Below are 14,031 nucleotides of genomic sequence, written 5' to 3'. Positions count from 1 at the left end.
GTGGCAGGACCCGCAGCAACAGCTGCCGTTTTCCGGATTGGCCGGAGCTCTGCACAAAATGAAACAGGAGAGGCGCATGACTGCACCCAATATTCTGATCCTGATGGTGGACCAGTTGAACGGGACGTTGTTTCCGGATGGTCCGGTGGACTGGCTGCATGCGCCCAATCTGAAGAAACTGGCGGCGCGCTCGACGCGTTTTGCCAATGCCTATACCGCTTCGCCGCTTTGTGCACCGGGGCGGGCCAGCTTTATGTCCGGGCAATTGCCCTCGCGCACTGGCGTTTATGACAACGCCGCCGAATTCCGCAGCGATATCCCGACCTACGCGCACCACCTGCGCCGTGCGGGCTATTACACCTGCCTCAGCGGTAAGATGCATTTTGTCGGCCCTGACCAGCTGCATGGGTTCGAGGAGCGCCTGACCACGGATATCTACCCGGCCGATTTCGGCTGGACGCCGGATTACCGCAAGCCGGGCGAGCGGATCGACTGGTGGTATCACAATATGGGCTCAGTGACCGGGGCGGGCGTCGCGGAAATCTCCAACCAGATGGAATATGACGACGAAGTCGCCTATCACGCCAAGGCTAAGCTTTACGATCTGGCACGGGGCAAGGATGACCGGCCCTGGGCGATGACCGTGTCCTTTACCCATCCGCACGACCCCTATGTCGCGCGCAAAAAATACTGGGATCTTTACGAGGATTGCGAGCATCTGCTGCCCGAGGTCCCGGCGATGGAGTATGAGGACCACGACGCCCATTCCAAGCGCATCTTTGACGCCAACGACTGGCGCAGCTTCGACATCACCGAAGAAGACATCCGCCGCTCGCGCCGTGCCTATTTCGCCAATATCTCATATCTGGATGACAAGATCGGTGAAATCCTTGAGGTGCTGGAAACCACCCGTCAGGAGGCGATCATTCTGTTCGTTTCCGATCACGGCGACATGTTGGGCGAGCGCGGACTTTGGTTCAAGATGAGCTTCTTTGAAGGCTCTTCGCGCGTGCCGCTGATGATCTCGGCCCCGGATCTGCCCGCCGGGCGTATCGATGCGCCGGTGTCGACGCTGGATGTCACCCCGACGCTGGGTGTTCTGGCTGGGGTGTCGATGGAGGAGATCGCCCCCTGGACCGACGGCGAGAACCTTGTGCCGCTGGCCAAGGGGGAGGAGCGCATCGCGCCGGTAGCGATCGAATACGCGGCTGAGGCATCATATGCGCCGCTGGTGTCGCTGCGCTATGGCAAGTGGAAATACAACCGCTGCGCGCTGGATCCCGATCAGCTGTTCGATCTGGAGGCCGACCCCCAGGAGCTGCGCAATCTGGCGGAGGATCCGGCCCATGCCGGAACCCTGCAAACCCTGCGCGCCAAGTCCGAAGCCCGTTGGGACCTTGCCCGATATGACGCCGATGTCCGCGCCAGTCAGGCCCGCCGCTGGGTCGTCTACGAGGCGCTGCGGCAGGGTGGCTATTACCCTTGGGATTACCAGCCGCTGCAAAAGGCCTCCGAACGCTACATGCGCAATCACATGGACCTCAACGTGGTTGAGGAAAACGCCCGTTTCCCGAGGGGGGAATGATGGATCTTGATCAGGCCCATACTTTCAGCACCCGGCACAGGGAGAGCCTGGAAAACAGCGACCGGGCGGGGTGTTTCCATTGTTGTGCGATCTTCGATCCGACAGAGATCGACGAATGGATCGAGGAAAACTCCTTTGCGGATCGTCCTGCCGGGTTCACGGCCATGTGCCCGCGCTGTGGCATCGATGCAGTCCTCGCCGAAGCAGACGTGCCCCTGTCGACAGAGTTTTTGAAGCAAATGTACAAGAGGTGGTTTGACGAATGACCCCGCAACCCAAAGCAAGCCATTTCATCAACGGTGAATATGTCGAAGACACGAAGGGCACGCCGATCCCTGTGATCTATGCCGCCACCGGTGAACAGATCGCCGTGGTCCATACGGCCACGCCCGAGATCGTCGAAGAGGCGCTCGCCTCGGCTCAGGCGGCGCAAAAGGCCTGGGCGAAGATGACGGGTACCGAGCGCGGCCGTATCCTGCGCCGCGCCGCCGACATCATGCGCGAACGCAATCACGAGCTGTCGGTGCTGGAAACCTATGACACCGGTAAGCCCTTGCAGGAAACGCTGGTGGCGGATGCGACCTCTGGCGCAGATGCGCTGGAGTATTTCGGCGGTCTGGCCGCCAGCCTGACTGGCGAGCATATCCCGCTGGGCGAAGACTGGGTTTATACCGTGCGCGAACCCCTGGGGCTGTGCGTCGGGATCGGCGCCTGGAACTATCCCACGCAGATCGCCTGCTGGAAGGCGGCGCCGGCGCTGGCCTGTGGCAATGCCATGGTGTTCAAACCTTCCGAGACAACGACGCTTTGCGCCCTGAAAGTTGCCGAGATTCTGCACGAGGCAGGCCTACCTGCCGGGGTGTTCAACGTGGTTCAGGGCATGGGCGAAGTTGGCGGAGCCTTGGTTGCCGACCCGCGCGTCGACAAGGTGTCGCTGACCGGATCGGTACCGACTGGCAAAAAGGTCTACGCTGCCGCCGCGGCCGACATGAAGCACGTCACCATGGAGCTGGGCGGCAAGTCGCCTCTGGTCATTTTTGACGATGCCGATATTGAAAACGCGGTTGGCGGTGCGATCAACGGCAACTTCTATTCTTCCGGGCAGGTCTGCTCGAACGGCACCCGGGTCTTTGTGCAAAAGGGCATCAAGGAGAAATTCCTCGCGCGGTTGGCCGAGCGGACCAAAGGCGCGGTTCTGGGAGATCCGCAGGACGAGGCGGTCAACTTTGGCCCCATGGTGTCAGAACGGCAGATGGAGATCGTTCTGGGTTATATCGAAAAGGGTAAGGCCGAGGGCGCGCGCCTGATCTGCGGCGGCGAACGTGTGGACCGACCCGGCTATTTCATTGCGCCGACCGTCTTTGCCGATGTGACGGACGATATGGTGATCGCGCGTGAAGAGATCTTTGGTCCGGTGATGTCGGTTCTGGATTTCGAAACCGAGGAAGAGGTGATCGAACGCGCCAATGCCACGGAATTCGGTCTCTCCGCAGGTGTCTTTACTCGTGACTTCACTCGGGCTCACCGGGTGATCGGGGCGCTGGAGGCGGGCAGCTGCTTTATCAACTCCTACAACGACGCGCCGGTCGAGGCGCCCTTTGGCGGGGTCAAGGCCAGCGGTGTGGGGCGCGAGAACTCCAAGGAAGCCATCAAACACTTCAGCCAGGTCAAATCCGTCTATGTGCGCATGGGCGATGTCGAAGCGGCCTTCTGAATTGCCCTTCCGGTCAACGCCCACCCACCCGCCCCGTCGCCCGGAAGGGCAACCGGGGCAGGGGGCAGGCCAGGTTTTGACGGGTCGTTGACCGGTGACGGAGAAATGCGATGAACGCTGATTATGTGATTGTGGGCGCCGGATCTGCTGGTTGTGCGCTGGCCTACCGGCTGAGCGAGGCCGGGCACCGGGTGTTGGTGATCGAGCACGGGGGCACCGATATGGGGCCCTTTATTCAGATGCCTGCGGCGCTGTCCTATCCGATGAACATGTCGCTTTATGACTGGGGCTATAAATCCGAACCGGAACAGCATCTGGGCGGGCGCGAATTGGTCTGCCCGCGTGGCAAGGTGATTGGGGGCTCTTCCTCGATCAACGGGATGGTCTATGTGCGCGGCCATGCCGGCGATTACAACCACTGGGCCGAAAGCGGCGCCCGGGGTTGGTCCTATGCGGATGTGCTGCCCTATTTCAAACGGATGGAAACCTGGCACGATGGTGGCCACGGCGGCGATCCTGACTGGCGCGGCACCGATGGTCCGCTGCACATCAGCCGCGGCCCGCGCGACAATCCGCTGCACGATGCCTTTGTCGAGGCCGGGCGGCAGGCCGGTTATCCGGTAACCGGGGACTATAACGGTCAGCAGCAGGAAGGCTTTGGCCCAATGGAGATGACCGTCTGGAAGGGACGGCGGTGGTCAGCGGCCAATGCCTATCTTAGGCCGGCCCTGAAGCGCGACACCTGCGATGTCATCCGCGCCCTGGCGCGCCGCATCGTAATCGAAGAGGGGCGTGCCACCGGGGTCGAGGTGGAGCGCGGCGGCAAGGTCGAGGTGATCCGGGCAAACCGCGAAGTGATCGTCTCGGCGTCCTCGCTAAACTCGCCGAAACTGCTGATGCTGTCCGGCATCGGACCGGCGGCCCATCTGGCCGAACACGGGATTGACGTAGTGGCGGATCGTCCGGGCGTGGGGCAGAACCTTCAGGACCACCTTGAGGTCTACATGCAGATGGCCTGCAGCCAGCCGATTACCCTTTACAAATACTGGAACCTTCTGGGCAAAGGTTTGGTCGGGGCGCAGTGGCTGTTCACCAAGACAGGTCTTGGCGCCTCCAACCAATTCGAAAGCGCGGCCTTCATCCGCTCGGACAAGGGGGTGGAGTATCCGGATATCCAGTACCACTTCCTGCCGATGGCGGTGCGCTATGACGGTCAGGCTGCCGCCGAAGGGCACGGGTTCCAGGCCCATGTCGGCCCCATGCGATCACCCTCGCGCGGGAATGTCAGCCTGCGTTCCTCCGATCCCAAGGCGGCGCCGAAGATCCTGTTCAACTACATGAGCACCGAGCAGGATTGGGAGGATTTCCGCAAATGCATCCGTCTGACGCGGGAGATCTTTTCGCAGGATGCCTTCAAACCATTCGTCAAGCATGAGATCCAGCCCGGCAATGAACTGCAGAGTGACGATGAGATCGACAGTTTCATCCGCGAGCATGCCGAAAGCGCCTATCACCCCTGTGGCACTTGCAAGATGGGCGCAGAGGATGATCCGATGGCGGTTGTGGATCCCGAATGCCGCGTCATCGGCGTCGATGGCCTGCGGGTGGCGGACAGTTCGATCTTCCCCCGCATTACCAATGGCAACCTCAACGGTCCGTCGATCATGACCGGCGAAAAGGCCGCAGATCACATTCTGGGGCGCCGCCTGCCGTCTTCAAATGCCGAACCCTGGTTCCATCCGGGCTGGCAAGCCGCACAGAGGTAAGCCCCTCAATTTCTGTTTGATAAGGCCGCCCCCTGCACCACGCAGCGGGGCGGTTTTTTGTTGGATCTGATGCACCTCTGTTTCAAGCGCAGCAGAAATGTTGCTTGCGGGCCTTTGATTTGATCCCGGTCAAAGTGAGGCTTCAAACCAGCATCTAATGTCCTGTCAAACAATACAGATAAAGGAGCGAACAGATGTCCAACACGCCTCATGAACTGGCCCAGGAATTCCCCGACAAGACGGAGCTGATCAGCCAGTTGAAACAATCCGATGCTCATTTCGCCAAGCTTGCGGATGAGTATCACGAGGTGAACCGCGCCGTGCACCGTGCCGAAACCAATGTGGAGCCGGTCGAGGAACTGGCCGAGGTTGAGATGCGCAAGAAACGTGCCGCACTCAAGGACGAAATCTGGAGCCTTCTGTCCGAAAAGGCCTGAAGCACAGAGCGTTGGTAAAAAGTTCCGGGGTCCGCAATGCGGGCCCCATTTTGTGTCAGCTGACCTCGTAGGGCAGTACGCCGCGCGCATCGGCATTGATGCTAAGACGGCGCTCCAACGGCGGAACAGACCGTTGATGGCAGTCCTTGCGTTCGCAGATGCGGCAGGAAATGCCGATCGGCTCATAGGCAGAGGCGTTGTTCACATCCAGCGTATCCGCATAGATCAGCGCATCGGCATGGCGCACCTCACAGCCCAGGGAGATGGCATAGCGCCGTACCGGAGAGCCGAAGGAGCCCCCCGGTTTGGATACGTCATGGGCCAGCGACAGGTAGCGCACCCCATCCGGGGTTTCGGCCAGCTGGCGCAGGAACCGGCCCGGCGTTTCAAAAGCCCGGTGCACGTTCCACAGTGGGCAGGCACCGCCAAAGCGGGCAAATTGCAGCCTTGTCGCAGAATGGCGTTTGGTGATGGTGCCGGCCTGATCCACCCGCACAAAGAAGAAGGGAATCCCCTTGGCGCCCGGCCGTTGTAGGGTCGATAGCCGGTGCGCGACTTGTTCGATCGAGGCGCCGAAATGGGTGGCCAGTCGCTCCAGATCGTGGCGGGTCTCCTGCGCAGCGGCGAGGAACCGGCCATAGGGCATCAGGGCGGCGCCCGCGAAATAATTGGCGAGGCCGATCTTGGCGATGGCGCGGGCTTCGCTGGTCTGGAAGCGGGCAAAATCCAGCGTCGCCTCCAGCAGGCTGTCCTGGCTGAGCAGCGCCACCTGCAGCAGCAGCTGAAATACCTGAGTAGAGGGGGCGCTGCGGTTTGAGAGCCTTAAGGTGCGGCTCTCGGCGTCGTAGCTGCGCAGCCCGGTCATATCCGTCATCTGAACCGTGATCCCGGCGTTTTCCAGCGCCGATAGCGCCGCAGCGCGCACATCTGCCGCGCCAGCAAAGCGTTCTGCGGCCCGGTCCACCGCGTCGATGTAGTTGTCGCAATAATGGAAGAAATCGCGCACTTCCTCCCAGGGGCTGGCCTGGATGCGGGCATCCTCGCGCCCCAGTGCCTCATCAAGAGAGGCAAGCCGTTCGTGGGTCTGCCGGTAGGCCCGGTGCAGCGTCAGGAAGGCGCGCGCCAGCGCCGGTGCGTTCGATGCGGTCAGGCGCAGATCGGCTAAGGGCGGCGGGTCATCGGCAAAAACCGGGTCCGCCATCGCCTCGCGCATGTCGCTGACCAGGCGCTCGCTGTCACCGGTGCTCAGCTCGGTGACATCCATGCCGAATTCCTGCGCCAGAGCCAGCACCACGGTGGTCGACACCGGACGGTTGTTGTTCTCCATCTGGTTGAGATAGGGCAGGGAGACACCCAGCTTGGCGGCAAAATCCTTTTGCGTCAGCTCAAGCCGGGTCCGCATTTCGCGCAGCTTGGCTCCGGCATAAAGCTTTTGGGTGGCCATCGGGTCTACCTTTGCAAATCATCTCCACGTTCAGTGTATAATTGCAAACCCGATGGGGCAAGGCGCTAGAGCTGCAGAGATTTTTCCCGCTGGATCACGAGGATGATGGCCAGAAGTCCCAGCACGGCTGTGACAAACATGATAGCAAGCAGCGGCACGGCTGTGGCGCCGGGCACCAGAACCCAGCCCGCCATCGCGCTGAGGCCTGCACCGCCGCCAATCATAATGGCACCGCTAAGGCCCGAGGCAGACCCGGCCAGGTGCGGGCGCACGGAAATCGCGCCCGCAGTGGCATTCGGGATCGCCATACCATTGCCGAGGCCGACGCAAGTCATGAAGCCGAAGAAGGTATAAAGACTGTCCAGCCCGGCCAGCGCGATCCCTAGAGAGATAGCAACGCCGACCCCGTTGATGATACAGCCCCAGAGCACCATACGGTTGACGCCGAAGGCCATGGAAAAGCGCCCGGAAACAAAGTTCCCCAGGAAGTACCCGACTGCGGGCGCGGCAAAACAGATGCCGAGCGTCGCCGGGTCAAGGCCATAGACCTGTGTGCCGACAAAGGGTGCGCCGCCGAGGTAGGCAAAGAAGGCGCCGGAGGCCAGTCCAGAGGCCAGCGAATAACCCCAGAAGCGCGGCGAGCGGAACAGTTCGGGGTATTCCTTGAACTGCGCAAGCAGGGTCTTGCCGCTTTTCTGCGCGGTTTCCCCAAAATCGAAATAGGTCAGCGCGTAGGTGCCCAGTGCCAGCACCACCAGCAGCCAGAAGTTGGCCTGCCAGCCAAAGATCTGGTCCAGAATCCCGCCGATCGCGGGGCTGATCATCGGGACCACAGCCATGCCCATGGTGACATAGCCGATCATGCTGGCAGCCTTGTCGGTGTCATAGATGTCACGCACTGCGGCACGGCTCAGCACCATGGTGGCGGCAATCGCAGCCTGTGCCATTCGGAAGAACAGAAAAATTTCCGCATTCGGGGCAAAGATGCAGCCGAGTGTGGCCAGCAGGAACAGGATAATACTGGCAAGAATCACAGGCCTGCGGCCCATCTTGTCCGAAATCGGGCCAACCAGAATCTGCACCACCGCGTTCACCGCCAGATAAAGCGCGACGGAGAGCTGCATCAGCCGGTAGTCGACCTCAAAATATACTGCCATGCCCGGCAGGGAAGGCAGAAAGACATTCATCGCGAGGGCAGAGATGCCGGCCAGAAGGATGAGCGTACCGATATGGGGCGCCGTTCGGGGCGCCCGGGGAGAGGTGTTCATGCGCGGAGTAGTTGTCATGCTAAGGGGTTAGTGCAGCAGCGACAAATTGTCTATTGGTGATATTACACACCCCCTGTGCGCGGGCGGGGCCATCAATGTGCCCCCGCGCCGAATGGCGATGCCGTCAGATCAGAATATCGTCGCTGAGATCGGCCAGCGTAATGCCGTTAACTAACAGGGTGTCGGCGCCAAAGTCGAACAAAACGCCTTTGTCCGTGTCACTTGCCGCGGCAAGGAGGGTGGCCTGATCGCCGTGGCCAGTGATCTCAAGGCTATCCAAATCATCGGCAAAATCTCTGATCGTGTCGTTGCCGAAGCTGTTGTTGAACACGAACTTGTCATCTCCGCGACCGCCGAACAGTCTGTCATTGCCGGACTGACCGTTCAGGATGTCGTTGCCGCCGTTGCCTTTCAGCGTATCGTTGCCACTGCCGCCGAACAGCCGGTCCCGGTGTCCACCTCCGCTCAGGAAATCCTTGCTGTTGCCGCCGCGCAGAACGTCCCGTCCGGCGTTGCCTTCCAGATCATCGCGCCCACCCTGGCCAAACAGGCGATCCCGGCTGGCGCCGCCTTCGAGCAGGTCGCTGCCTCTTTGTCCAAAGATCGTGTCCTTGCCGCCACCGCCCAGAAGGGTGTTGTTGCCGCCATTGCCGGTAATGTGGTCATCGCCAAGCCCGCCGGTGGCGTTCTCGATCTCGCTGCCAAAGGTGATCACCACGTCGCTTTCGGCATCAAAGCTGGAGAAGCTGCCCGCGCGCAAGTCAAAGACAACGCCATCCGCCCGACCATTCGCATCAAGGGTGTCCTCTCCGCCGCTGTCCCAGATCGCATCAACGGTATTGGTGCGCGATCCGGTGTAGCGGGTGTCGCCGGTGTTGTAGTCGGCTGAGCCCCAGATGTCCTGCAGCGCCAGGACGTCGAACAGCATCATCGCATCGCTGTCCTGCCCGTTGATCGGGTTGGTAGTGTAGGACATGATGGAATAAAGGTTGCTGTCGTATTCCTCCGGCAGGTTGGCGTCCGGGTCGAATGTGTGCCGCAGGCCCATCGCGTGGCCCAGTTCGTGCAGCAGCAGATTCATTGCATCGGCCGAGGACAGATCGCGGCTCTCGTCAAAGACTACGAAGCCGTCCCATTCGGTGATGGTGGTGTCAAAAAAGCTGACACCGTAACCGCCATAGCCCGAGGTGTTGCCGGACAGGGTGACTGCGCCGACGTTGATATCCGGATCGTCTTCACCGCTGACCTCGGTAAATTCGACATTCAGAAAGCTCTCGATATGCGCCAGCGCGGCCTCGAAATTGGCCTCCTCGGCGGCGGTGAAATCCCGCCAGCCGCTGTAGGTGGTGTCTGTGGGGAGGTCACCCGGCTGCTGCGTGCCGGCATATTGATAGGTGATCTCGAGCCGCGGAGCGCCAGTCGAGTTCATCGGATCGCTGTCGTAAAAGCGGGCGAATTGCAGGGCCTTGATGATTTCCGCTTGGCTCAGCATCTGATCATTTTCCTCACTGGTTACCGGGGTCGACGGATACTGATCAGAAGCTTACTGCCGGGTCGGGGTTGAGGAAAGAGGCGCTAGCGCGCGGTGCGCCAAGACCGGCGGTTTGCAGCCGGAAAATGCCGAGGATTTTGCGAAATATGCAAATTTGCTTATGGCATATGCAAATGATTTGCAAATTTGCGACAAAGGGCTTTGGCCCAGACTGCCACCGGGCTATGGTCGCCCGGAAATCTATAGGGGACCTGTGCCATGAAAGATATCCTTTCCGAGCTGGAAGAGCGCCGCGGTACCGCGCGGCTGGGCGGTGGGCAAAAGCGGATCGATGCGCAGCATGGACGCGGCAAGCTAACAGCGCGCGAACGGATTGATCTGTTGCTGGACGAAGGCAGCTTTGAAGAGTTCGACATGTTCGTCGCGCACCGCTGCACCGATTTTGGTATGGAAAAACAAAAGCCTGCCGGCGATGGTGTTGTTACTGGCTGGGGCACCATCAACGGCCGTATGGTCTATGTTTTCAGCCAGGACTTTACCGTCTTTGGCGGCTCGCTCAGCGAAACCCACGCGCAGAAAATCTGCAAGATCATGGACATGGCCGTGCAAAACGGCGCGCCGGTGATCGGCATCAACGACTCGGGCGGGGCCCGCATTCAGGAAGGCGTTGCCTCGCTCGCCGGTTATGCCGAGGTGTTCCAGCGCAATATCATGGCCTCGGGCGTGGTGCCGCAGATCTCGGTTATCATGGGCCCCTGCGCGGGCGGCGCGGTCTATTCGCCTGCCATGACCGACTTCATCTTCATGGTCAAAGACAGCTCCTACATGTTCGTGACCGGCCCCGACGTGGTGAAAACCGTTACCAATGAGGTCGTCACCGCCGAGGAACTGGGCGGTGCGTCGACCCACACCAAGAAATCCTCGGTTGCCGATGGCGCCTTTGAAAACGACGTCGAAGCACTGGCCGAAGTGCGCCGCCTGGTCGATTTCCTGCCGCTCAACAACCGCGAAAAGCCGCCGGTGCGCCCCTTCTTTGATGAGCCGGGCCGGATCGAGGAAAGCCTCGATACCCTGATCCCGGAAAACCCGAATACGCCCTACGACATGAAGGAACTCATCACCAAGGTCGCGGACGAAGGTGATTTCTACGAGATCCAGGAAGATTTCGCCAAGAACATCATCACAGGGTTTATTCGCCTCGAAGGGCAGACCGTGGGTGTTGTCGCCAACCAGCCAATGGTTCTGGCCGGTTGCCTCGACATCGACTCCAGCCGCAAGGCAGCGCGTTTTGTGCGCTTCTGCGATTGTTTCGAAATCCCGATCCTGACGCTGGTCGACGTGCCGGGCTTCCTGCCGGGCACCACGCAGGAATATGGCGGTGTCATCAAACACGGTGCCAAGCTGCTGTTTGCCTATGGCGAAGCCACGGTTCCAAAAGTGACCGTCATCACCCGCAAGGCCTATGGCGGTGCCTATGACGTGATGGCCTCCAAGCACCTGCGCGGCGATTTCAACTACGCATGGCCGACAGCCGAGATCGCTGTGATGGGCGCCAAGGGCGCGACCGAAATCATTCACCGTGCCGATCTGGGCGATGCCGACAAGATCGCGGCTCACACCAAGGATTACGAAGACCGCTTCGCCAACCCCTTTGTCGCGGCAGAGCGCGGCTTCATCGACGAGGTGATCATGCCGCAATCCACCCGCAAGCGGGTCAGCCGGGCATTCGCGAGCCTTCGTAACAAGAAGCTCGAGAATCCGTGGAAGAAACACGACAACATCCCGTTGTGATCTGCTGATGGCGCGTTCGTGGCATATCCTGCGCGAGGAGGGGGCTCTGACACTCTGTCGGCAGCGCCCGCCTCGGTTCGATGTGGCGGTGGCCGCGGATCTGCCCAAGGCGGATCCGTTGCGGCTGGCGCATCAGATCCGGCAGGATATGTGGCGGGCGTTGCGGGACGTGCGGGGGTTCTCTCCGGTGGTTCGGGTGGCGCAGACCGCCGAGGGCGTCAGGGTTACGGCTGGCGGTCGCGTCCTGGGGCTGGTGTCTCCGGTGCTGGCCGAGCGGATTGAAGCTGTGCTGGAAAAACCGGCAAACCGCGGGCGCTGGCTGCGCCATGCGGCGCGAGGGCAGGGGGCGGATCTGTGACTTTCCTGATGTGCGCCCTTTCCGGTGATCCTGTACGAGTGGTGGGAGAGGTGGCAATCCCCAACTCTGCATATGCGTGTGCGAGATTTGTGCGGCGCCAAAGAATGCCGCTTGGGCAAATCATTTTGCACAAATTTGTAACAACGTTTGACACAGAGGGCGAATCGGCCCCATGATCCGCCTCATCGGCATAAGGACAGCGCGCGCCGCGTGCGCAGCGCCTGCAGCCCCGGCAGGAGGAGCCCATCGTTTTTGGGGTCGGGGCTGCGGATATTTTGTGGCCGTCGTTTCTGGTTTCCTGAATATGCTCGCAGCGTCTGCCGCTTCGGCAGGTGAGGCCGGAGTGGCGCCCATTTCCGTACCTTCTGGTCAGCCGGTCATCCTGTCTGAAGTGCTGCTGGATCGTGATCCTGGTGCACTGTGGCTGCGCTTGCGTTTCGTGGCGCCGCAGATTTCCCGCAATGGCGGCACAGCCACCCATGATCAGGCGATGGCCGATATGGATCACCTGTGCCAGGAGTTGGCGCTCTCCTATATGCAGGAACACGCGCTGCAGCCGGAACGTATCGTCATCTCATTTGCCGATCGCGCTGTGCCCTTTGGTGCGCAGGATCCCGCCGCCACCCAGTATTTCGAAGCCTATCGTCCGAGTGGCGACACCTGCATCTGGGAGGGTTTCTGATGTATCTACAAGATCTTGCGCCCCCTTGCTGCAGTGCACCTTTGCCTGCGGCTTTGCGATCACAAAGCTATCGCTCTGCGTGTTTTCGATGTGAAAAGGTCCGTCGGTCGGCTATCATGTGGCCGGGCAGTGCAAATGCTGCCCGCACATTGAGGTCGACCCCTGCAGAGGTGAACCCTCTTGCAGGTTTCAGGACAATAATCAGGAGACAGAAATGTCCAAGAGCATCAAGCTTTTCACGCTGGCAGGTTTGCTGGCGACCGTCGCTGCATGCGGCTCAAAAGAAGAAGAATTTGTCGTGGTTGAGCCCGAGCCCATCTCGGTCGAACCGACCTATACCGGCAAATACAAGTAACATCGTCAGGGGTCCGGCCCTGTGGCCGGCCCCAGTCGCCGCGCGGGGTGCCGGACTGGAGGCATCACCATGCTGAAACACCGCGGGTTTCCCGGCCGTCTTCCGGGTACCGATTTCCAGTTCACCATTCGTCGTCCAAACCCCAAAGGGGTCACGCCGATCACTCAGCGTGAGCGGTTCCGCGACCGGCGTCCGCCGGACCGCAGGGCCGATGCAGCCTTTATGCGGGCGCTGTGGGAGAATTTTGGCGACCAGCCTTTCGAACGGGGCAACCTTGATGCCGGGCGGCTGAGCTGGCTGTTCGGGCGCGAAGTCGTGGCTGCCGAAGAGCCCTTTGATCCCGAAGATTACGAGGCGCTGCTTGTCATCGATGTGGATGTCGCGCGTTTGTCCTTCCCTGAAGCCTTTGACGGGACCGCAGACTGATGGCTCTGGCGGGCTGCCATATCACGGCGCTGCGCAACTGCGCGTCAGGCCCGGTGACTGGTGGTCCGTCCGCCCGCCTGTTTGGCGGCCAATGCCGGGATTCTGTGCGCTGCGTCGGCGTGAATTCGCACATGGGGCGCGCCTTTCAGCGGGAAGCTGCGCAGTCAGTGGCGTTGCAGAACACCGGGCTTTCCACCCCTGCCAATAGCTGCATTCTGGATGTGACAGTACGGAATGCTCGCGCTGTCACGCATCTGTTCCAGTCCCTTGACTTGGATGGGCAGGACCGCGCCCCCATCCGCGGCCTGCCTCTTTTTTTGCGCCGCAACATTTGCCCGTTCCTTGAGTGCATCCAGTGCGCGGAACCCCGCCACAGGCTGCGGGAAAGCGGGCGGTCCATCGCTCATTCCGGCACCCAGAGGCCCCGCGCGTTGCGGCTCGTTGGGCGTCCTGCAATCTTTTCTGGCCAGATAAATTCGGTCAGAAAAGGAAAACGGCAATGCAGGCAACACGGATACTCTCGCTCCTGGCCCTGTGCGGCGGATTGGCGGCCTGTGGGCAGTCAACCGGCGAGCAGGTCGTCTATGGCGCCAGCGCAGGCGCGCTCGGCTCGCTTTTGCTCGACGGCAACCCGGTCACCGGCGCCGCTGTCGGCACAGCTGCAAATCTCATCTACTGCAAGGAAAACCCTGGCAAATGCTGATCGCATCGCC

General features: G+C 60.9%; 14 protein-coding genes. 11 read left to right on the top strand and 3 right to left on the bottom strand.

From position 1 onward, the window contains the following. The first annotated feature begins 76 nt into the window (after positions 1-76). From betC to JL2886_RS03575, 5 genes are all read left to right on the top strand, one after another. Complete coding sequence (gene betC, locus JL2886_RS03595) at positions 77-1,585, top strand: choline-sulfatase (RefSeq protein ID WP_065273513.1); 1,509 nt, start codon at positions 77-79, stop codon at positions 1,583-1,585. Next, entirely contained in the window at positions 1,585-1,851 is a 267-nt protein-coding gene (locus JL2886_RS03590; protein ID WP_065273514.1) for a hypothetical protein, read from the top strand. Before betC ends, JL2886_RS03590 begins: the two co-directional genes overlap by 1 nt. Further along, on the top strand, positions 1,848-3,299 hold the full coding sequence (betB, locus tag JL2886_RS03585) for a betaine-aldehyde dehydrogenase (protein ID WP_065270763.1): 1,452 nt from the start codon (positions 1,848-1,850) through the stop codon (positions 3,297-3,299). The genes JL2886_RS03590 and betB overlap by 4 nt, the downstream gene beginning before the upstream one ends. Before the next feature lie 110 nt (positions 3,300-3,409). Continuing rightward, a complete protein-coding gene (gene betA / locus JL2886_RS03580; protein ID WP_065270762.1) occupies positions 3,410-5,065 on the top strand; it encodes a choline dehydrogenase in 1,656 nt (551 codons plus the stop codon). Between the two features lie 194 nt (positions 5,066-5,259). After that, positions 5,260-5,502, top strand: a complete 243-nt coding sequence (locus JL2886_RS03575; RefSeq protein ID WP_065270761.1) for a YdcH family protein — start codon at positions 5,260-5,262, stop codon at positions 5,500-5,502. Between the two features lie 55 nt (positions 5,503-5,557). Here JL2886_RS03575 and JL2886_RS03570 read toward each other — a convergent pair whose 3' ends face one another. The 3 genes from JL2886_RS03570 to JL2886_RS03560 form a co-directional block, all read right to left on the bottom strand. Beyond that, positions 5,558-6,946, bottom strand: coding sequence for a helix-turn-helix domain-containing protein (locus JL2886_RS03570; RefSeq protein ID WP_065270760.1), 1,389 nt, complete (start codon positions 6,944-6,946; stop codon positions 5,558-5,560). Between the two features lie 65 nt (positions 6,947-7,011). Continuing rightward, positions 7,012-8,214, bottom strand: coding sequence for a multidrug effflux MFS transporter (locus tag JL2886_RS03565; RefSeq protein ID WP_065270759.1), 1,203 nt, complete (start codon positions 8,212-8,214; stop codon positions 7,012-7,014). Positions 8,215-8,338: 124 nt separating this feature from the next. Further along, positions 8,339-9,706, bottom strand: a complete 1,368-nt coding sequence (locus tag JL2886_RS03560; protein WP_065270758.1) for a M10 family metallopeptidase C-terminal domain-containing protein — start codon at positions 9,704-9,706, stop codon at positions 8,339-8,341. A 258-nt stretch (positions 9,707-9,964) separates the two neighbouring features. Here JL2886_RS03560 and JL2886_RS03555 point away from each other — a divergent pair, with 258 nt between their 5' ends. From JL2886_RS03555 to JL2886_RS03530, 6 genes are all read left to right on the top strand, one after another. After that, positions 9,965-11,497 (top strand): acyl-CoA carboxylase subunit beta, encoded by a 1,533-nt coding sequence (locus tag JL2886_RS03555; protein ID WP_065270757.1) that lies wholly within the window; start codon positions 9,965-9,967, stop codon positions 11,495-11,497. A gap of 7 nt (positions 11,498-11,504) precedes the next feature. Beyond that, positions 11,505-11,855: a hypothetical protein gene (locus tag JL2886_RS03550; protein ID WP_065270756.1), complete on the top strand. Its 351-nt coding sequence runs from the start codon at positions 11,505-11,507 to the stop codon at positions 11,853-11,855. 304 nt (positions 11,856-12,159) lie between these two features. Further along, on the top strand, positions 12,160-12,537 hold the full coding sequence (locus tag JL2886_RS03545; protein ID WP_243411479.1) for a DUF6497 family protein: 378 nt from the start codon (positions 12,160-12,162) through the stop codon (positions 12,535-12,537). A gap of 214 nt (positions 12,538-12,751) precedes the next feature. After that, positions 12,752-12,892, top strand: a complete 141-nt coding sequence (locus tag JL2886_RS19545) for a hypothetical protein (RefSeq protein WP_165832697.1) — start codon at positions 12,752-12,754, stop codon at positions 12,890-12,892. 69 nt (positions 12,893-12,961) lie between these two features. Then, a complete protein-coding gene (locus tag JL2886_RS03540) occupies positions 12,962-13,318 on the top strand; it encodes a hypothetical protein (protein ID WP_065270754.1) in 357 nt (118 codons plus the stop codon). A 499-nt stretch (positions 13,319-13,817) separates the two neighbouring features. Next, positions 13,818-14,021 (top strand): hypothetical protein, encoded by a 204-nt coding sequence (locus JL2886_RS03530; RefSeq protein WP_065270752.1) that lies wholly within the window; start codon positions 13,818-13,820, stop codon positions 14,019-14,021. Positions 14,022-14,031: the final 10 nt, after the last annotated feature.

The sequence above is a fragment of the Phaeobacter gallaeciensis genome, from assembly GCF_001678945.1.
GTDB lineage: Bacteria > Pseudomonadota > Alphaproteobacteria > Rhodobacterales > Rhodobacteraceae > Phycobacter > Phycobacter gallaeciensis_A.
The sequence above is the reverse complement of the archived record's forward strand: the minus strand, read 5'-3'. Positions and strand labels throughout refer to the sequence as shown.